At 60.3% G+C, this 19,267-nt stretch carries 19 protein-coding genes and 1 tRNA gene; 11 read left to right on the forward strand and 9 right to left on the reverse strand.

Annotated elements, in window-relative coordinates; all coding sequences use genetic code 11:
* Positions 1-161 precede the first annotated feature (161 nt).
* Positions 162-1,850: an MCP four helix bundle domain-containing protein gene (locus IPI58_04215; GenBank protein ID QQR69857.1), complete on the forward strand. Its 1,689-nt coding sequence runs from the start codon at positions 162-164 to the stop codon at positions 1,848-1,850.
* 304 nt (positions 1,851-2,154) lie between these two features.
* Here the strand turns inward: IPI58_04215 and IPI58_04220 are convergent.
* Positions 2,155-2,244, reverse strand: a tRNA-Ser gene (locus IPI58_04220).
* Between the two features lie 48 nt (positions 2,245-2,292).
* Here IPI58_04220 and IPI58_04225 point away from each other — a divergent pair.
* From IPI58_04225 to IPI58_04240, 4 genes are read left to right on the forward strand one after another with little or no spacing between them, the layout of a single operon-like run.
* The gene (locus tag IPI58_04225; protein QQR69858.1) at positions 2,293-2,700 is read left to right on the forward strand and encodes a DUF3168 domain-containing protein; all 408 of its coding nucleotides are present in this window, start codon (positions 2,293-2,295) and stop codon (positions 2,698-2,700) included.
* 19 nt (positions 2,701-2,719) lie between these two features.
* A complete protein-coding gene (locus tag IPI58_04230; GenBank protein QQR69859.1) occupies positions 2,720-3,346 on the forward strand; it encodes a DUF2460 domain-containing protein in 627 nt (208 codons plus the stop codon).
* Between the two features lie 3 nt (positions 3,347-3,349).
* Complete coding sequence (locus IPI58_04235) at positions 3,350-4,204, forward strand: DUF2163 domain-containing protein (GenBank protein ID QQR69860.1); 855 nt, start codon at positions 3,350-3,352, stop codon at positions 4,202-4,204.
* On the forward strand, positions 4,191-4,601 hold the full coding sequence (locus IPI58_04240; protein QQR69861.1) for a C40 family peptidase: 411 nt from the start codon (positions 4,191-4,193) through the stop codon (positions 4,599-4,601). The genes IPI58_04235 and IPI58_04240 overlap by 14 nt, the downstream gene beginning before the upstream one ends.
* Here the strand turns inward: IPI58_04240 and IPI58_04245 are convergent.
* Positions 4,594-5,304, reverse strand: coding sequence for a hypothetical protein (locus tag IPI58_04245; GenBank protein QQR69862.1), 711 nt, complete (start codon positions 5,302-5,304; stop codon positions 4,594-4,596). The two genes, IPI58_04240 and IPI58_04245, sit on opposite strands and share 8 nt — an antisense overlap.
* A gap of 133 nt (positions 5,305-5,437) precedes the next feature.
* Here IPI58_04245 and IPI58_04250 point away from each other — a divergent pair, with 133 nt between their 5' ends.
* Positions 5,438-8,842, forward strand: a complete 3,405-nt coding sequence (locus IPI58_04250; GenBank protein QQR69863.1) for a phage tail protein — start codon at positions 5,438-5,440, stop codon at positions 8,840-8,842.
* Between the two features lie 7 nt (positions 8,843-8,849).
* Here IPI58_04250 and IPI58_04255 read toward each other — a convergent pair whose 3' ends face one another.
* Both IPI58_04255 and IPI58_04260 read right to left on the reverse strand, forming a co-directional pair.
* Positions 8,850-10,109, reverse strand: coding sequence for a type II toxin-antitoxin system HipA family toxin (locus IPI58_04255; GenBank protein QQR69864.1), 1,260 nt, complete (start codon positions 10,107-10,109; stop codon positions 8,850-8,852).
* Positions 10,106-10,333 carry a helix-turn-helix transcriptional regulator gene (locus tag IPI58_04260; protein QQR69865.1) on the reverse strand — a complete coding sequence of 76 codons (228 nt, stop codon included), beginning with the start codon at positions 10,331-10,333 and terminating at the stop codon, positions 10,106-10,108. The genes IPI58_04255 and IPI58_04260 overlap by 4 nt, the downstream gene beginning before the upstream one ends.
* Before the next feature lie 154 nt (positions 10,334-10,487).
* On the opposite strand from IPI58_04260, the gene IPI58_04265 reads away from it, so the two are divergent.
* The 3 genes from IPI58_04265 (at position 10,488) to IPI58_04275 (ending at position 12,641) form a co-directional block, all read left to right on the forward strand.
* On the forward strand, positions 10,488-10,733 hold the full coding sequence (locus IPI58_04265; GenBank protein QQR69866.1) for a hypothetical protein: 246 nt from the start codon (positions 10,488-10,490) through the stop codon (positions 10,731-10,733).
* Between the two features lie 922 nt (positions 10,734-11,655).
* Positions 11,656-12,120, forward strand: coding sequence for a lysozyme (locus IPI58_04270; protein ID QQR69867.1), 465 nt, complete (start codon positions 11,656-11,658; stop codon positions 12,118-12,120).
* The gene (locus IPI58_04275; GenBank protein QQR69868.1) at positions 12,117-12,641 is read left to right on the forward strand and encodes a hypothetical protein; all 525 of its coding nucleotides are present in this window, start codon (positions 12,117-12,119) and stop codon (positions 12,639-12,641) included. Before IPI58_04270 ends, IPI58_04275 begins: the two co-directional genes overlap by 4 nt.
* A 5-nt stretch (positions 12,642-12,646) precedes the next feature.
* On the opposite strand, the gene IPI58_04280 is transcribed toward IPI58_04275, so the two are convergent.
* The 4 genes from IPI58_04280 to IPI58_04295 all read right to left on the reverse strand — a co-directional run bounded on the left by IPI58_04280 (position 12,647) and on the right by IPI58_04295 (position 16,288).
* Positions 12,647-13,771 (reverse strand): efflux RND transporter periplasmic adaptor subunit, encoded by a 1,125-nt coding sequence (locus IPI58_04280; GenBank protein ID QQR69869.1) that lies wholly within the window; start codon positions 13,769-13,771, stop codon positions 12,647-12,649.
* A gap of 48 nt (positions 13,772-13,819) precedes the next feature.
* Positions 13,820-14,380, reverse strand: coding sequence for a DedA family protein (locus IPI58_04285; protein QQR70042.1), 561 nt, complete (start codon positions 14,378-14,380; stop codon positions 13,820-13,822).
* Between the two features lie 40 nt (positions 14,381-14,420).
* Positions 14,421-15,464 (reverse strand): ABC transporter permease, encoded by a 1,044-nt coding sequence (locus IPI58_04290; GenBank protein QQR69870.1) that lies wholly within the window; start codon positions 15,462-15,464, stop codon positions 14,421-14,423.
* A gap of 80 nt (positions 15,465-15,544) precedes the next feature.
* On the reverse strand, positions 15,545-16,288 hold the full coding sequence (locus IPI58_04295) for a hypothetical protein (protein ID QQR69871.1): 744 nt from the start codon (positions 16,286-16,288) through the stop codon (positions 15,545-15,547).
* Positions 16,289-16,437: 149 nt separating this feature from the next.
* On the opposite strand from IPI58_04295, the gene IPI58_04300 reads away from it, so the two are divergent.
* Together IPI58_04300 and IPI58_04305 are read left to right on the forward strand one after the other, a co-directional pair.
* On the forward strand, positions 16,438-17,466 hold the full coding sequence (locus IPI58_04300; GenBank protein ID QQR69872.1) for a nitronate monooxygenase: 1,029 nt from the start codon (positions 16,438-16,440) through the stop codon (positions 17,464-17,466).
* Complete coding sequence (locus IPI58_04305) at positions 17,463-18,530, forward strand: DUF4115 domain-containing protein (protein ID QQR69873.1); 1,068 nt, start codon at positions 17,463-17,465, stop codon at positions 18,528-18,530. Before IPI58_04300 ends, IPI58_04305 begins: the two co-directional genes overlap by 4 nt.
* Positions 18,531-18,793: 263 nt before the next feature.
* Here IPI58_04305 and IPI58_04310 read toward each other — a convergent pair whose 3' ends face one another.
* Positions 18,794-19,165: an NADH-quinone oxidoreductase subunit A gene (locus IPI58_04310; GenBank protein ID QQR69874.1), complete on the reverse strand. Its 372-nt coding sequence runs from the start codon at positions 19,163-19,165 to the stop codon at positions 18,794-18,796.
* Between the last annotated feature and the right edge of the window lie 102 nt (positions 19,166-19,267).

A 19,267-nucleotide genomic window follows, 5' to 3' on the forward strand; every position in this document is an offset into this window, starting at 1 on the left:
ACAATGATGATTGATCGATATGATTTAAATCTTACGGAGCAGTTAAGCAATCGGTAATCACACTGCGCTATCTGTGATGGTCATACCGGACGGTGACGGGCCGAATCCATCGGCCAATTCCCTATCCTGACCTTAAATCTCATTCGCGCGAGGCTGCCATCATGCTCTTTATTCGTAACATCCGCATCGCACCCAAAATGCTGTCATTGATCGCAGTGTTGCTAATTCTGACGGTTGGAATCAGTGCCCTTAGCATTCAATTGATGGAAAAAATGGGCGCGGAATCCATGGTCATTGCTGAATCCAGCCATCGCACCTTCTTGGCCGGGCGTGGCAATGCCAATATTCTGAGCTATGCGCGCGCCGTTGAATATCTGCCGCTTGATATGAGCGCCGAACAACGAGATGCATTTGAAAAAGAAGCCGACGAGCAAACGCTTCGCTACAAAGAGCGCATCGATACGTTGCGCCCCATTCTGCTGACAGAGGATGGCAAAAAAAATCTGGCAGCCGCCGACGAGGCTTTGGCCAAGTATAAAGTCGTACACAAGACCGTTCTCGATCTATCCCGCCAGAAGAAGTTCGACGAAGCCGGGAAAGCGGCTTTTGATGGATCGCCGCTGATTGCGACGATCCAAAAGAATCTGCGCGAAGTTGAAGAGCGTAACCAGAAGCGATCGACAGAAGGCAGCAAGACCTTGGACCGTATTATTGAAGAAGCTAAGCGGCAGATGTGGACCCTGACGGGCATCGGCGTGGTGCTGGGTCTTGGCCTGGGCCTGTTGATTGCCGTCGCCGGGGTCAGCCGTCCCTTGGGCCGGATGGTGACCGCCATGACCAAGGTGGCCGATGGCGATTTGAACACGGTCGTCCCGGGCCTTGGGCAAAAGGACGAGGTGGGCGATTTGGCCTCGGCGCTGGATAAATTCAAGGCCGCCGCTTTGGAAAACCGCCGCCTGGTGGCCGAGCAGGAAGAGGCCAAGAAACGCGCCGCTGCCGAACGCAAGACCGCCATGCTCAAGATGGCCGACGACTTTGAGGCCAGCGTCAAAGGCGTGGTAGAGCAGGTGACCAGCGCCGCCACCAAGATGCAAAGCACGGCGCAATCCATGTCGGCCGTGTCCGAGCAGACCAGCCGTCAGGCGGGGGCGGTATCCGCCTCTTCCGACCAGGCCGCCCATAATGTGGAATCGGTGGCCTCGGCGGCGGAAGAGCTGAACGCCTCGATCGGAGAAATCAGCCGCCAGGTGGACGAAGCCGCGCGCATCGCCCGCAGCGGAGTCGAGGACGCCGACAAGACCAATATCACGATGCAAGAACTCAGCTCGGCCGCCGAAAAGATCGGCGATGTGGTCAAGCTGATCGAAGAGATTGCCAGCCAAGTGAACCTGCTGGCCCTGAACGCCACCATCGAGGCGGCGCGCGCGGGCGAAGCAGGCAAAGGCTTTGCCGTCGTCGCCAACGAGGTGAAGAACCTGGCCAACCAAACCGGCAACGCGACCCAGGAAATCACCCGCCAGATCAGCGGCGTGCAGGCCCAGACCAAACTGGCCGTGGAAGCCATCGGCACCATCACCACCACCATCCGCCGGGTCAACGAGATATCCACCGCCATCGCCTCGGCCGTCGAAGAGCAAGGCGCGGCGACGCAGGAAATCTCGCGCAACGTGCAGCAAGCCTCGCAAAGCGCGGGCGAGGTTAGCCGCAATATCGGCGGCGTGACCCAGGCCGCCACCGAAACCGGCAGCTCGGCTACCGAGGTTCTGCATTCCGCAGGCGCCCTCTCCAGCCAAGCCGACGCCTTGCGTCAAGTGGTCAACGGCTTCTTGGGCACCGTGCGCTCGGCCTAGTCTATTCCTCTTGCGGAGGATCGTTGAAGGGCGGGTCGGCAACGGCCCGCCCTTCGCATAGGCGCTTTATAAATTGTAAAGCCGCATATTATTTTTGCACACGCCGTTTACGCCGATTCTGAATCGCAGATTCTTTTCTGAACCCCCGCGCCTTCGGCCAGGGCAGGAGATGGACTCCCGCCTTCGCGAGGGCAGGCTCCGGCGGGCATCCATCACCCGCCGCTCACGCTGTCGCTGAGTCGTAGACTCTTTCCTGAACCCCAGCACCATCGGCCAAGGCAAATAATGCGCTCAATCTTCAATCTGGCGGATGGGGTGGGATTCGAACCCACGGTGACATCTCTGCCACGCCGGTTTTCAAGACCGGTGCCTTCAACCGCTCGGCCACCCATCCTTGGGACCTTCTTCTTATAACGCATTCACAAAAAAGGGAACATCCTCGATGAACGACCCGCACACCGCCGTGCAGGACGCGCTGATGGCCGTCCTGATGGCCAGCGCGGCCTTAAAGGCCCGCATCGGCGATCCGCCGCGACTTTACGACCATGTGCCGGCCGGGCCGGTTTTTCCCTTCCTATCGCTGGGCGGGGCGCGTTCGCGCCGCATGGACGATCTGGGCGGGGACGGCATGGCCCAAGAGATCACCTTGCATGCCTGGTCGCGCTATCGCGGCCAGCGCGAGATCAAAGACATGTTGGCGGCGATGTATGGCGCGCTGCATAACGCGCCATTGACGGTCGCGGGTCAAAGCTTTGCCTTGGCCCTGTTCGTCGATGCCGCCACCGATCTTGAAGAAGACGGGCTGACCTATCACGCCCAGGCGCGTTACCGGCTTTTGACATCGTCTTGACGGAAAAGGGAGAGCGTTCATGCCGTTTGATGACATTTTGCTGCCTCTGCGGGTAGGATTCGGCGCGCATGGCGGCCCAAGTTTTTCCACGCGGATCGTCACCTTAGACAACGGCGCCGAACAGCGCCTGCAAGATTGGAGCCAAGCGCGCCGCCGTTTCGATGCGCGCACCGGTCTGCATCGTCCTGCCGATATCGCCGCCTTGCTGGCGTTCTTTCACGCGCGGGCCGGACGCGCGCGCGGCTTTCGTCTGCGCGATTGGACGGATTGGACCAGTGCCGCCGACGGCGTTTCATCCCCGGCCTTCTCGGACCAGAATATCGGCACCGGCAGCGGCGCGACCAAGATATTCCAATTGCGCAAACGCTATGCCAGCGGCGGCGTGATCCATGACCGCGATATTCGAAAGCCCGTGGCCGGGCGCGTGTGGATCGGCCTGGGCGGCGCGGCGCAAGCCTCGGGCTGGACGGTGGATAACGCCACCGGCCTTGTCACTTTCGCCGCCGCGCCAGGCGCAGGGGTGGCCGTGACCGCCGGATTCGAATTTGACGTGCCTTGCCGCTTCGATACCGACCAACTGAATATCCGCGCCGACGATTTGCGCTTGGCCTCGGCTGAAATCCCCTTGATCGAAATACGGGTGTGACCGATGAAGACTCTTCCCCCCGCTTTGGCCGCGCATCTGGGCGGCGATGTGCTGACCCTGGCCTGGATCGCCACAATCACCCGCGCGGATGGCGTGGTGCTGGGCCTGACCAGTTTTGAGCGCGATGTGACGGTCGAAGGCCTCACCTATCGCGCCGCGCCGGGTTTTCGCCCCGGTCCCTTGGAGGATCGCGCGGACCTTGCCACCGGAACCCAGGAAATCCTGGGCATTTTCGATGACGCCGCCCTGACCGAAGAGGACATACGCGCCGGACGCTATGACGGGGCGCAGATTGAGATGGCCTTGATCAATTGGGCCGACTCCGCCGCCGGACGCATCGTGATGCGGCGCGGTTGGATCGGCCAGATCGTCCATGACGGTGATTCCTATCATGCCGAGATGCGCGGTCTGCATGACCGGTTGCAGCAACCCATCGGTGCGTGGCTGTTACCCGAATGCCGCCACAGCCTGGGCGATGCGGGATGCCGTGTGTCCCCAACGGGATGGACCGTCACGGGCAGCGTGACCGCAGTCACCGTCACCGACCGCGCCCAGTTTACAGATGCCGCCCGCGCCGAAGCGGCAGGGCATTTCGCCTATGGCCGCCTCACTTTCACCGGCGGCGCGAATGCGGGTTTGGCCGCCGAGGTGAAGGACTTTGCCGCAGGCGGCCAATTTTCCCTATGGCTGGCCATGCCGCATGATATTTCTGCCGGCGACACTTACAGCGTCACCGCCGGATGCGACCGCCGCTTGGCCAGCTGCCAGGCAAAGTTCAACAATGTGTCCAACTTTGGCGGCTTTCCCCATCTGCCGGGGCTGGACCGCTTGCTGGCTTATCCCGATGCCTCGGCCTGATCCGGACACGCTGATCCGCGCCGCCCGCGCCTGCCTGGGCACGCCCTTTCACCATCAAGGCCGCTGTCCCGGCGCGGGGCTGGATTGTGCGGGGCTGATCGTCCATGCCGCGCGTTCTTGCGCCATGGAGATCATCGATCAAACCGATTACCCGCTTTTGCCGCCCGAGGCGCCGCTGCGAGAGAGCCTATGCAAGCATGGCCTGCGTGAAGTCGCGGACACGCCGCTTCCGGGCGATATCTTGCTCTTTCGCTTTGGCCGCGATGCCCGTCACCTGGCCCTGGCCACGGATGCGGGCCGCATGATCCACGCCTATGCCCCGGCAGGACAGGTGGTAGAGACCGCCCTGACCGAGGTATGGCAACGACGTTTAACCGGCGTGTGGCGGTTTAATTGAGATCCAGTCCTTTTGCGGCGGATGGACGTTTCCGCGCAATTCGGCTCCGGATACCCGCATATATTTGCGCAGTGTTGGGACCGAGCAGCCTAGGCTCTGCCTTTATCAACCGCTTCGCATCCTCCAAGCATGCACGAATAAACTGGTTTTCTTGGTCTTTGTTGTCAAACGTAGTGTCCGAGAGACGTTGTGGTGACCGGGGTTTGGAAAGGGTCATGCCCTTTCTTGTTCTCCTTGAGATGACGGTCGCCGCGACAAGAGACCGCGAGATAAAAAAGAGTCCTCGATCAGATTCGCGCAAAGGATTGCCTATTATTTCCGTCGAAGGATGATGACGAGCGATCAAGGCGGATAAGGGCACTCCCTCCACATATTCATCTTGTTCGGGGCGCTTAGCCGCAGGCTTGGGAAGACCCGTGGGAAGGCCCTGGTGCCAAGTCTCTAGCGCGATTTCAAAGAGACACAAGTCGCCCCTTTTTAGCCTCCCTGACGCAAGGTTATCTAGATTCTTACGAACATATTGAAGGATTGAGTCCCTATTCTCTAGAAACATACCCTCATGAACCTGCTGCCTAAACGCCTTCGCATGCTGCATTGTCGGCAAGGCACCATTTGAACAAAAAAAAGGGACGCGACCGATAACGGGCGTCCCATATGACGGCGTGCGCGCCTCGCGCACGTGTTCGGTCTGCGTATCAAACATTAGGTCTCTCTCCTTCGGCAGAAAAGTCGATGCCCATCGGCGGCGCACTGTTGCACATCCCGACCGGCAAAGGCAATCATCCCTATCCTTTCGTGTATCACATTGAATTTACAACAAATAAAGGGAGGCTCTGATGGCATCCATCATTCTATCGGCGGCGGGCGCGGCTCTGGGCGCGGGATTGCCGGGCCTGGGCGGCGCGGTGGCCGGGCCCTTATTGGGAGCGGCGGGCCGCGCCGTCGGCTCGATGCTGGACGATATGGTGATGCCGCGCGCGCCTTTGCGCGGGCCGCGTTTGGACCATCTGCCTTTGCACGATTCCCGTTATGGCGCGGGGCTGCCCATCGTCTATGGCCGCATGCGCTTACCCGCGCAGTTGATATGGGCCGGTCCTTTGCGCGAGACTTTGACGACGCAAAGACAAGGCGGCAAAGGCGGCGGCGGCGTATCGGTGCGTCAGGCGCGTTACAGCGTCAGCGTGGCGCTGGCCGTGTGTCTGGGGCAGGGCGCGCGCGTCGAGACCGTCTGGGCCGATGGCAAGGTCGTGTATGACGGCGCGTGGAAAAGCGGGATGCTGGCCAGCGCGGCCATCTATGACGGCAACGCCGCCCAGCCGCCCGATCCTACGATGGAGGGTGTCGAAGGCGCAGGAAACGTGCCGGCCTATCGCGGAGTGTGCAGCATTGTTCTAACCGATTTGAACCTGGGCAGTTTCGGCAATCGCCTGCCCAGTTTCAGCGTCGAGGTCAGCGCCGATCCGGGCGTATTGGCGCCCCAAATGACCGGCAGCCTAGCTCCTTCATTATACGCCACCCCCGACACCACCGCCGCCGTGGTGGCCTGTCCGCCTTTACCCGTGGCTCAGCGCGGATCTATCTTGGACCGCGTGGCGATCATGGGCACCGATTCCACCGGCAACGACCATAGCTTTGTCGTGGTCGAATACGATCTGACGGGCGATGCGCCCGTCGAAATTGCCCGCACGATATCGGCCAGCGTCACCGTTTCATCGGGCATCGTGCGCCAAAGCTGGAGCGAAGCGCGCGATGGACGCTATGTCCTGCTGGCGCGTCAACACAATGACGCCAATCGCAGTCTGTGCCTGGCCATCTACGATAAAACGACGCGAAGCTTCGGCCCTGTGCTGACTCAGACCATGCCCCAGCTTTTGATCCCTCAAATCGGGTGGTTGGACGATCAACACGCCGTCATCGGCGACAGCGACGCAGGCCTGCGCGGCGCGCGGGTCTATGCGCGGGCGGGCATGAATGTCGTGTCTTTGGGATTCTTCAACGTCTGGGGCGGCAGCGCCTTGCGCTGGCCGTGCGACTGGGCGCAATTCATCACCGTTCCGGGCGGTCTTGTGGCTCTGGCGGGCAATGCCGAGCTTGGCCCTTCCACCATCACCCAGCGCGTCTTGCGCTGGGGCAACGGCGCGTTATCGGTCGGCTCCGAACAGCCTGTGTTGTCTGGGCTGTCCGGAAGCCCCGGGAATATCTATCTTCTGCTCCCTGACGACGATCAGGCTATTCTGGTGCGCGGCTATGGCAACAGCGTGGACCTGGCGGGATTCAACGTGACAGCCGATGGCGTGGCCGTCACGCTGAGCTTGACCCATCTGGGCGTGGGCGGCGTAGCCAGCTTTAACAGCTTTCAATATATGCGCGGTCGCCTGATCGGCCTGCACGCCTTCGCCAGCGACGAACAGGCCAGCCTGTCCGAGATCGGACTGACGGCAAGCGGCTTTGTTATTCTGCAATCTCCCATCCTAGTGACGGGATGGCTGACGCCGCAAGCGTATCTGGTGGCCTATCCCGTGGATGGGCGGCGTTTGCTGAGCCTGGAGATCAACGCCTCCACCCATGGCATCGAGCGTTTGGGACTGGTGGAAACTTATCCTTCCGGCCAAAGCCTGGAATTTGTCGTCGGTGATGTGTTGACGCGCGCGGGATACGCGCCCAGCGACCATGATTTGACCGCTTTGGCGGATGATCGCGTCGCGGGCTATGTGCTGGACGAACCCATGACCGCGCGCGACGCGCTGGAGCCTTTGCGTTTGTACCGTCCCTTCGATCTGATCGAAAGCCAAGGCCGGTTAAAGGCGGTGCGCCGCCATGATCTGCCGGATGCGGATATTCCGTCCCAAGACTTGCGCGCGGCATCCGAAGGTCGCGCGGTGCCGCCTGCCATCAGCACGATGCGCGCCCAAGAGCTGGATCTGCCCGCCGAAGTGATCGTCGATCACCGCGACCCAAGCCGCGATTATCTGACCGGCAGCCAGCGCGCGCGGCGTTTGGCGGGGCTGGCGCATGGCACGTTGAAGCTAAGCCTTCCTTTGGTTTGCCAAGGATCGGACGCCAAGCGCGTGGCCGAGACCCGCCTGTTCGGCCTATGGGCCGAGCGCGAGAAGCTGCGTCTTGCCCTCGGTTGGAAATGGCTGGCTCTGGACCCGGGCGACGTGGTGACGGTGGAAGGGCGAACGCTGCGCCTGGTGTCGCTGACCTGCGGCGAGGGTGTGATGGAGGCACAGGCCGTGCCAGTGGCCGCCGCCTTGTCTAGTCAGGCTCTGGCCGAATCCGGCCCCGTTCCACAACGCCCTCTCTTGGCCGCGCCCGCAACCCGTTTGGAGCTTTTGGACCTACCCGCCTTGCGCGATGGCGACGATCAAGCGGGGTTGTACGTCGCCGCGACCGGCACCGACAGCGCATGGCCCGGCGCGGTGCTGATGCGCTCGGATGATAGCTTGGATTGGGATCAAGCCTTGCCCGTGTCGCAAGCTTCCCGCATGGGATGGAGCGTTTCCGCCCTACCCCCCAGCCCACGCGCCGATTGCGTCTATCCGGATTCCGTGGGCAGCGTGCAGGTACAAATGACGCGCGGCGAGCTGACCAGCTGCACGCCGGATGCATGGCTGGCAGGAGCGAACACAGGCTTATTGGGCGATGAGATCATCCAGTTCCAAACCGCGACTCTCTCCGGACCCGGCTGTTACACCCTCTCGGGCCTATTGCGCGGAAGGCTGGGCACGGAATCCGCATCCAGCTTCCATGTGCCGGGCGAGCGGTTCGTGATGTTGGATTCCAGTTTGAGCTTTCTGCCCCTGACCCTGAATGATCGGGGCCGCAGTCTCTATTGGCGCGGCGTCAGCATCGGACAAGATATCGAAACCCCGCCCACCGTCTCATTGGTGCCGAAGATGGACATGTTGATCCCCCGCGCCCCCGTGCATCTGCGCGGCACACGCGCGGGCGTCGGCGCGGATATCGCCCTCACCTGGAAACGCCGCGCCCGATTATCCTTTGGCTGGATGGACGGCGTGGATGTGCCGCTTGACGAACCGCAAGAGCTGTACGATCTGGAAATCATGAACGGTGGCAATGTCATGCGCGTCTTTTCCTCCCTGACCACCCCCAGCCAAACCTATACCACCGCCCAACAAACCGCCGATTTCGGAGCCGCGCAAGCCAGCGTCTTGGTGCGCGTCTATCAAATCAGCTCTCGGCTGGGACGCGGACAGATGGCGATGGGATGGGTGTGAGGATGCGTTATCGTTCAAGCGTTGCGTTGGTCAGTCTGGCCCGGTCTTGCAAAAAATCGGCATGGGCCGCAAGCGCCGTTGCATCAAGGCCCGGTTGCGCGGTAAGCGCAACGGCGGCCCCACCGGCCTCGTCCCGAACGCGGGCGCATAGTTCCTCGACGCGACGACGCACCAAGGACAGGCCAAGCTCGGCTTCGGCGGCGAAAGCGGTCCAGGATTTCGCGTCCATCTCGGCCAAGGTCGCGCCTTTGCCCATCTTCATCGCCATTTTTGGCGATAAATCGGGGTACAGAACCGTTGACAGCAAGTCATAAAGCGGTGCCAGGCGCGGGCCTTGATCGCTATACAGAATCGAGAAATTCTTGCCATGCGCATCGGCATTCCCCGCGATCAGATTAAAGATCACGGCATCCAGCAGCGCCAACACATCCTGCGCCGGACGCGCGGATATGCGTCGCACCAAGGCAAAGCTATCTTGCAGCGTGGGGCCGCCCTCGGCGGCGTATTTGGTTTCGGGCGGCACGGCCAGGGCTTGGCAGAAATCCTCTTGATGGATACGGCGCACGCGGCCATCCGCCCCAAAGTCGCGGTCATAGCGTTGCACCAATAGGAAAGGACGGTCACGCACCACGCGCGCCTCGACCGGCGCGACGTTCAGGCCGCAGGCCGCCGCCAAACGCATCACCAAAGCCTCGTTCTCGGTCGTGGCGGGAAAGCGGGTGATGGGCGGCTTGATGATATGCGTGGTCGCCTGACCTGGTTCGGGAAGGGCAATCGCACCATCGGCCACCACCACTGGCACTTTCGCCTGCGCCCCGGCCAGAGAGAGGCGTAAGCCTTCCTCCCCCGCCAACAAAGGCCGCATCGGCAGCTTGTCCAACACGGCGATCAGTTGATCATCACGCAAAGCCTTGGGCTGGGCGACCGATTCAAGGAAGGGTTCTTGTCCGACCGGCAAAAGCTGCAACGCCCCCGCGACATCGCCGCCCAGGCGATCCAGTAAGGCAAAGTCATTGGCCTTGGATACGCCAAGGGCTTGCGCGGCGGCATCGCGCTGCGATTCTTCGGGCAGCAAACCGCCAAAGAACGGACGGCATTCGCGGCGGGCATAAGGCTCGGCCCGTTTGGGCAAAGATGCCGAAAGCGGCAGACTCGCCCCGTCCGCGATCCAATCGGGGTCATAGACGAAACCCAGCTCGCCATGCCGATCTTGCGTCAGCTGGCCCACCATCCGCCCGTTCCACCACACGACAAGCTGGCGCGTCATGGCCTGCCCTCTTGCGGGGCCGTGATCTCGACCCGACAGCCCAAAGCCGCCAGCACCTGAAGAACTTTGCCGATCTGCGCCGTGGGTTTGCCCGATTCAAGATCGACGATAAAGCGCACGCCCACGCCCACCACTCCGGCCAGTTCGTCCTGACGCAGGCCTTGAGCCTTGCGGGCCGCGCGGATCACGGCGGCAATATCGGCAGGGGTGAGCATGATGGTCATCCTGTTATCTTCCCGTTCGGGAAGATAACAGGGATTCTACCCCTCGTCTATAGCATAATTTCCCGCTCGGTAATTTATAGGCATATCACCGGTTTCTACCCCCATATATTTACCGATCGGGAACATCATTTCACTCATACAGAAAGGTCCGCCGATGGATTCCCCCTCTCCCGTCTCTTTGCAACATATCTGGCCCGTTCTGGTGGCCGTGGTCATTCCTTTGCTGTTTTCCATGTTCGCAGGAATCAGTTGGTGGATGAAGAAGCTGGACGACCGGCAATTCGCCATGAACCGCGAGATGGCCACGCGCAGCGATCTCTCAGCCATGGAGGCGCGCATGATCGAACATCTGCGCCATATCGACCTGAAACTGCGCACGCGCAGCGATCAGGATCTGTAGTCCTTGATGGTTGCGCTTTTCTGAGCCGCAGCACCATCGGCAAGGATCGGTGATGGACTCCCGCTTTCGCGGGAGTGACGCATGAAGAGAGAGAGGCTCACAACAAGCCATGCCATATCCATATGAAAAACAGTATCTTAGCGAGTCATGCCCGCGCAGGCGGGCATCCATCACCCGCCATTCACGCTGGGACTGAATCTCAGACTCTTCCCTCATTCCTAAACGACACAGGAGTTTTGCCTTATGCCACGCTCGGTGAACCCGGCGGGATTGGCGCTGCTGCGCGGTTGCTGTGTGTCAGCATCAAGACGCTGCAGAACTGGGAACAGCACCGCCGACACCCCACCGGCCCTGCATCGGCATTGCTCAAGATTGTGTCTTCGGCTCCCGATGTCGCTTCGTTCCCGGGAAGGCATGTAGTTTATTAGGGGAAGATTCACATGTAATTGAACAGAGAGCTGTGTTTAGATTATCTGTTCAATTCTTAATCAACTTTCACACACCGGAATAGTAAAACGCCACAGCTAACAACATTAGTAAGGCAAATCCAAAAACAGCCAGCGAAAACAGGAGTATTTTGTATATCGGCCAATTAAGTTGGAGGACGGCAAATCCAAAAACAGCCAGCAGAAGCAGGAATATCTCTAGCACTGTCTCCACCTCTTCTTCATACCCCAATCCCTGTTAAAGACGCGATCCCCGCAAGAGCTGCGCCCCAGTGTTACCCTGTGTGGTTATCGGTTTTACAATCTGTCCCGCCTGACGCAGGGTAAATCCTAGCAATTTCATGGCACCGTTACAACGGAAGACAGCAGCAGGTGTAGCCCTCCTGCGCTTGATCTCGATCCATCACCCGCCAGTCACATTGGCACTGAATCTCAGACTCTTCCCTCATTCCTAAACGACACAGGAGTTTTGCCTTATGCCACGCTCGGTGAACCCGGCGGGATTGGCTTTGTTGCGTCAATTCGAAGGATTGCGACTGAACGCCTATCGCTGCCCGGCCGGAATCTGGACCATCGGTTACGGCCATACGCGCGGCGTCACGCCGCGCCAGACCGTCACGGACGAAGAGGCCGAAGAGCTTTTGATCCAGGACGTCTCCATCACAGCCGCCGCCGTCGAGGTTCTTGTCCAGGTGACGTTGAACGACAATCAGTTTTCGGCTTTGTGCTGCTTCGCCTTCAATGTGGGGACGGGTGCCTTGGCGGGATCGACTCTGCTGCGCCTGTTGAATCGCGGTTGGTATAGCCAAGTCCCGGCGCAATGGATGCGCTGGACCAAGGCAAGCGGGCGCGATTTGCCAGGGCTGCGCGCGCGCCGCATCGCCGAAGCCACCCTGTGGGCGCAATCTTCCCCAACAAAAACGGAAAGGAATATTCCATGAGCTTTGATTGGCAATCCCTTGTGCGCACCGTGGCCCCCGCTTTGGGCGCGGCCTTGGGCGGACCTTTGGGCGGGTTGGCGGCGCGGACCATCACCGGCGTGCTGCTAGGCGAGGAGACCCAGGACGAGCAAGCCCTGTCCCAGGCCCTACAAACCGCCAGCCCCGACCAACTCTTGGCCCTGAAAAAAGCCGATCAGGACTTTGCCGTACACTTGCGCGAGATGGATGTGGATATCGAACGCATCGCCGCACAGGACCGCGACAGCGCGCGCAAACGCGAATCCGATGTGCGCGACCGCGTGCCCGGATTCCTGGCTTTTCTGGTGGTGGCGGGGTTCTTTGGCGTCTTGGCCTGCCTGTTGGCCTATGGCACACCCAGCCAAGGCGGCGAGGCCTTGCTGGTTATCCTGGGCGCCCTATCGTCAGGCTTTGCCGCCGTGCTGGCCTATTATTTCGGCTCTTCCGCAGGGTCCAAACAGAAAACCGACTTGCTGGCCCAATCCCCTATAGCGCGCCGGTAAATGACCTACGGCTTGGCCGCCTCTGCCGCAGGAGCATCCTTGGCACCCTGGTTCAGCACCATGACCTTGGCACCTTCGTGCAGCTTGATCTGGCCGTCGGTGATCACCAAGTCCTCGGCGGTCAGGCCGCCGGACACTTCCACCTCGCCCACGCGGCGACCGGCCAATTGCAATTTGGCCAAAACCGCCTTGCCTTCGGCGACGCGGTAGACGAACAAGCCGTCCGGGCGCGTCATCAAGGCGCGTTCGGGGACCAACAACACGCGGCCCGTGCTGCTCGTGGCGATTTCGGCGCGCGCGAACAGGCCGGGGCGAAGCTGGTGATCGTCATTGGGTACACGCAAACGCACGGCCAGACTGCGACCATCGGGGTCCAAGCGCGGCTCAATCGCCACCACCTTGGCGGCAAAGCTGACGCCGGGCAGGGCATCTACTTTGATTTGCGCTTCTTGTCCCACAGACACGCCGGCAAAGGCGGTATCGGGCAGGCGCACATCCACCAAAAGCGGGGCGGGAGCGGTGACGGTGAACATCATACGCCCCGGTTCGACATAATCGCCCACATTCACTTGACGCAGGCCCAACACGCCGTCGAAAGGCGCGGTGATGGTCATTTTCGCCAATCGCGCCTCGGCCAGGGCCAACCGCGCTTCGGTTTCACGCAAGGTCGCCAAGGACTCGTCCACCGAACGGCGCGTCCCCGCCGCACGCTGAGCCAGATCGCTGGCGCGCCCATGATTGGCGCGCGCCAAAATCAAGGCCGCCTTAGCCTCGTCGAATTCGGATTGAGCAATGCGGGTATCCAGGCGCACCAACACGTCGCCGGACTTGACCATCTGGCCTTCTTGGGCCGAGACCTCGGCCACGCGACCCGCCACTTCGGGAGCCAGCGACACCATATGCTCGGCGCGCAAATCGCCCAAGGCCGGAACCAAGCCGTTGCGTGCATCCGATGTCGGATGCACGGCAAAGACCGGCATGGCCATATCCGCCATGCCGCCGCCCGGGCCGCCGCCCTTCATGAACATGGCCATGATCTTGGCATGGGTCGTCCAGCCGATGACGCCGCCGACAACCAACAGCGCCACGATGGGCAGGATTTTCTTTATCGGGCGGTCATTCAGGTTCATCGCTCTTTCCCCTTATCCGGACGGCTTTCAGACTAACATGCCAGGGGGCTATCCGGCGATCCATTTGATCGCAAAGAATCCGCCCACCAGCAAGGCAAAGAACAGCCAGCTAAGCAACGCGAAATGTTTTTCGATCATCCGATGCATCGGTTCGCCAAAACGCCACAGCAAGGCGGCGACCAAGAAGAAACGCCCCGCGCGCGAGACAATGGCCGCCAGCACGAATAAGAACAGATTCAACTGGGTCACGCCGCTGACAATCGTGATGACCTTGAAGGGAAAGGGCGTAAATCCCGCCATCAGCACCCAGCCAAAGCCCCAGGCGTTGAATTTTTCCTGAAAGTCATGAAACAGGCCTTGGGCGTTATACAGATCCAAAATCCATTTTCCCACGGTCTCGAAGGCGAAAAAGCCGATGGCATAGCCCAGCATGCCGCCCAGAACCGAAGCCAAGGTGCAGACCAGGGCAAAGCGAAAGGCGCGATCCCGATTGGCCAGACACATGGGGATCAGCATCACATCGGGCGGAATCGGGAAGATGGAGCTTTCGATGAACGAGACAATCGCCAAGGCTTTCTCGGCATGGGGACCACGCGCGGCATGCAGCATGCGGCTATAGAGTTTTTTCAGCACAAGTAGTTTCCTTTTCTTATCGAATGGCACCGACGGATCGACGTGGATCAAAGGCGTCGCGGACGGCTTCACCCATGAAGATCAGCAAACTGAGTAACCCGCCCACCGTGACGAACCCGGCCAGACCCAGCCAGGGCGCTTGCAGATTGTTCTTACCCTGATTCAGCAATTCGCCCAATGACGGCGATCCCGGCGGCAGGCCAAAGCCCAGAAAATCCAGCGCGGTTAAGGTGGCGATGGCCCCGTTCAAGATGAAGGGCAGATAGGTGATGGTGGCAACCATGGCATTGGGCAAGATATGACGCGCCATGATCCGCCGGTCGCTGGCCCCCAAGGCGCGCGCGGCGCGAACATAGTCGAAGTTGCGTGCGCGCAAAAATTCGGCGCGCACCACCGGCACCAGCTTCATCCAATCGAACAACAGCAACAGTAACAGCAACCATCCGGCGCTGGGCTGCACCAAACTGGCCAGGATCAGCAGCAGATACAAAACCGGCATACCCGACCATATCTCGATGACGCGCTGGCCGATCAGATCCAGCCATCCGCCGAAATACCCCTGCACCGCGCCCACGGCCACCCCCACCAGTGAGGATAAAATCGTCAGCGCCAAGCCGAACAACACCGATAATCGCAACCCATACAGCACCCGCGCCAACACGTCGCGTCCTTGATCATCCGTGCCCAACCAGTTATCCGCCGAAGGCGGCACCGGAGCAGGGGCGGGCATGGCGCGATTGATGGTGTCATGAGAAAACTCCACCAAGGGCCAAACCGCCCAACCGCGCTGGGATATGCGTTCGCGCAGCCACGGATCACGATAATCCGCCGGGGTCTCGAAATCCCCGCCAAAAGCCGTCTCGGGAATATCGGTCAGGATGGGAACGTAAAACCGCCCCTCATAGCGCACCAGTAAGGGACGGTCATTGGCCACAAGGTCAGAGGCCAAAGCAACGACGAACACGACCAAAAAAATCCTAAGCGACCACAGCCCGCGCCGGTTGGCGCGAAACAAGGCCCAGCGTCGCTGGGCCAATGGCGTGTGAAGAAAGGCAAACATAGCCCGGCAGACTAATGCATATCCGCGCAACGCGAAAGCATGACGCGCGGATATGCATTAGTCTGCCTTAGAGAGACCGCCTAAGGCGTTGGACGATTGACAGTCAGCTTGCATCGCCAATCAAAAGGCATCTCATCCGGACGGATTAAACAGCGCTGCGCCAATTTCACCGCCGCAACAGGCCACTGAGACGCGACATCCAAATCGTCAATGCGTCCATGCCGACCGCCTTTCTGGTCCACAATGCGGTCCTGAGCATGGTCACGGATGATGCTATGGACATAAGACAAATCGGGATGAGCCGCGCACACGCTCAAGAAGACGCGCACGACCTCCTCGGCGCGACCTGCAAAGGGGCATGTGACCTCTGCGGCCGAAGCCTTTTGGAGCAAGGGATCAAGGATGCCAGACACCTTGCGCCGCTGGATAGACATGGCTTGATTGAAACCGTGGATGTCATCTTTCCACAATTGCATCTGCCCCAGGTCGTCACGATCATCTATCAAGTCCGCGTGATGCCTAAAATTAGCCATCGTCAGTGTGAACATGTGCCGCACGCCGTCGCCCAGCTCCAGGCAGTCCACGGCATGGGATAGCTTATGAACCGGTGGCTCTCGTTTCTCATAAATGCTCAACGCCTTTTTGGATGTCAAATAAGCGATAAAGAACCCCCAGCACGGCTTATCATTCTTCCGGTCTCCGATAAGAGTGTCCAAAGCACTGGCACAAGTCAGAAGATAATCATTCGCCAGAATGCCCATCGGCGTTTCTTTTTGGGTATCGCGACAGCGAGGACCATTTTTATTTTTAATAGATTTTGTCATTTTTTCCTCCGTTCGCCTTGATCTTGTACTAATTCATAATGATTACGCAACCGGCGTATTACTTTCGTATGCCTCAGCCCTATTGACTCGCTGGCCGTTGTGCTTGAAACAGAAGGGCAACCAATGAACGACTTTTGGCTCGAGGATCCATGACGGCCGCGCAACGGCTTGATACTCTATGGCGGCGGGGCTGCAATTTTCTAGGCAGTCCGACGGCCATTCTGGGCGGGGCCATGACATGGCTGTCCGAGAGGAATCTTGTGGCGGCCATTTCCAATGCCGGTGGCTTTGGCGTATTGGCCAGCGGCGCGATGGAGCCTGCCATTCTGGACGCAGAGATCGTCGCCACGCAGCGCCTGACCTCGCGCCCCTTCGGCGTCAATCTGATCACCATGCATCCCCGACTGGACGCCCTGATCGATGTCTGTCTGGCGCGGCGCGTGGGGCATGTGGTGCTGGCAGGGGGCCTGCCGACGACGATCGCCATGCGCAAAGTCAAGCAAGGCGGGGCAAAATTGGTATGCTTCGCGCCGACTTTGGGCGTGGCGCGCAAACTGGTGCGCGACGGGGCCGATGCCCTGGTGATCGAAGGCATGGAGGCGGGCGGGCATATCGGCCCGGTTTCGACTTCGGTATTGGCGCAAGAGATTCTGCCCGAATTGGGCGGCAGTCTGCCGATCTTCGTGGCAGGCGGCATTGGTCGAGGCGAGATGATCGTCACCTATCTTGAGATGGGAGCCAGCGGCGTGCAGCTGGGCACGCGCTTTGTCTGCGCGCGCGAGTCGGTGGCGCATGAGAACTTCAAGAAAGCCTTCTTGCGCGCCAGCGCGCGCGATGCCGTGCCATCGGTCCAGATCGACCCTCGCTTTCCGGTGATCCCCGTGCGGGCGCTGGCCAACGCCGCCACACGCACCTTCATGAACAAGCAGCGCGAGGTGATCGCCCGCTTTGATAACGGCGAGATCGATCAGAAATCCGTTCAATTGGAGATCGAGCATTTTTGGTCCGGGGCCTTGCGCCGCGCCGTGATCGAAGGCGATGTGGAAGGCGGCTCTTTGATGGCCGGGCAAAGCGTCGGGATGGTGACAAGCGAGCAGACCGCCACCGAGATCCTGGGCGAATTGGTGGAACAGGCGCGCCGTGCCCTGGCGGCCCGACTTGAGGAGGTCGACGCATGACCGGACGCCGCAAGAACGCCGCAACGGATTCATCCCCCGGTCATGAATTGCCCCTGCCTTTGCTGGATTCTCCGACTTCCGAGGGGGACACAAGAAACAGCCAGGCGGCGGATGAACGCGAAAGCGCGCCTGATCCGGTCGTCCTGCCGCCCATCGCGGTGGCCCCGACTCCGACCGAGGGGCTTGGTTGGTTGCGTCAAGTGCGTATGGACAAAAACATCTCTCTCGATCAGGCAGAGCGCGATCTGCACATCCGCCGCCAATATCTGGAGGCAATCGAGGAAAACCATCTTTCCACCCTTCCCTCGGGCGTGGTGCTGGGGTTTGTGCGCAGCTATGCCCGTTATCTGGGCCTGGATGAAGACGAGGCCGTGGGCCGTTGTCGTCAGCAGGGTCGCGCCTTCTTGCGCGTGCGTCTGCAGATGCGCCAGCCGATGCCTGATGTCCAAACTCCCAGCGCTGGATTATTGACCCTGGCGGCCTTCACGGCCCTGGCTTTGTATGCGGGATGGTTCTTCTTTGCCAGCGAGGATCGCGCCTTGGTGTCGCGCCCGCCCGAATTGCCGTCTTCGCCTCCTATTGCGCTGCAATCTGCCGCGCCCGAGACGGCACCTCCCGGCATGGCACCCGTCTCGCCATCGGTTGTTGTGATGCCCTCTGCGCCGCCGGAAGCCACCGGTACGACCGCCGCCGCCGTGCCGGCTCCCGTTCCTGATGCCGCCGTTTCCGCCATCCCCGAAGACAGCGCCGACTCGGCCCCGCTGCCGCCGGATATCGAGGAAGTTTCCATCGGACGCATTCAGCTTTATGCCGTGCAGCGAACATGGCTGCGCGTCATTGGCCCCAATGGTCGCACCATTGAAGAAGTGACCTTGAACGAGGGCGACAGCTATGAGCCGCCCGCCTCATCCGGCGTGACGATGGATGTGGGCAATGCCGGCGGCGTGGCGATGCAAGTGGATGGCCGCGACATGCCAAGCCTGGGCGGCATCGGCCAAGCCGTGCGCGGCCTATCTTTGGACGCCATCCGCGCCCGCGCCAAGGGAGAGGTTAAGCCGCGATGAATGCTGTGTGAATAGCGGATACATGCGCGCTTTATTCTCATATCAGCTTGTATAGGAATGATATGTCTGGACCATAAGTCCCATCGGCCAGGGCGGGCGATGGACCCTCGCCTTCGCGAGGGTGACTCCCGTGAGACAGGGAAAGAACTGGATTCCCACAAGCACTCAAAGCTTTTGCCATTCGCGCCTGTGCTGAATCTTAGACCCTTCATCCTATATGGAAATGATATGACTTTTTCTGAATTTTTGTGAATAGGGCCGAGCTATTCCCAGTCCAGCGCGCCTTTTTTCCATTCATAGATAAAGCCGACCGTCAGGACAAACAGGAACAGCATCATCGAGGCGAAGCCCGCGATGCCGATCTCTCCCAACGTGACCGCCCAAGGGAATAAAAAGGCGACTTCGAGGTCAAAGACGATGAACAGAATCGCGACCAGATAGAACCGCACGTCAAAGCGCTTTCGTGCATCGCCAAAGGCGGGAAAGCCGCATTCATAGGCGGCCAGCTTGTCCGGATCGGGTCTTTGATGCGCCAAGACGAATGACAAGCTTACAGCCACGCCGGACAAGACAAAGGCCACGCCCAAAAAGGCCAGGGCCGGCAGATAATCCGCGATCACGCCGATACTGGGCATGGTGTTTCCCCCTCAAACAAACGTGGCGTCCCTTTATCAAGGACGCCACGTTATCACATTTCAGAACGCGAGAGGATTTCTTCGCGCTTATTGTGTGCGACC

This window comes from Alphaproteobacteria bacterium (assembly GCA_016699305.1).
Lineage (GTDB): Bacteria > Pseudomonadota > Alphaproteobacteria.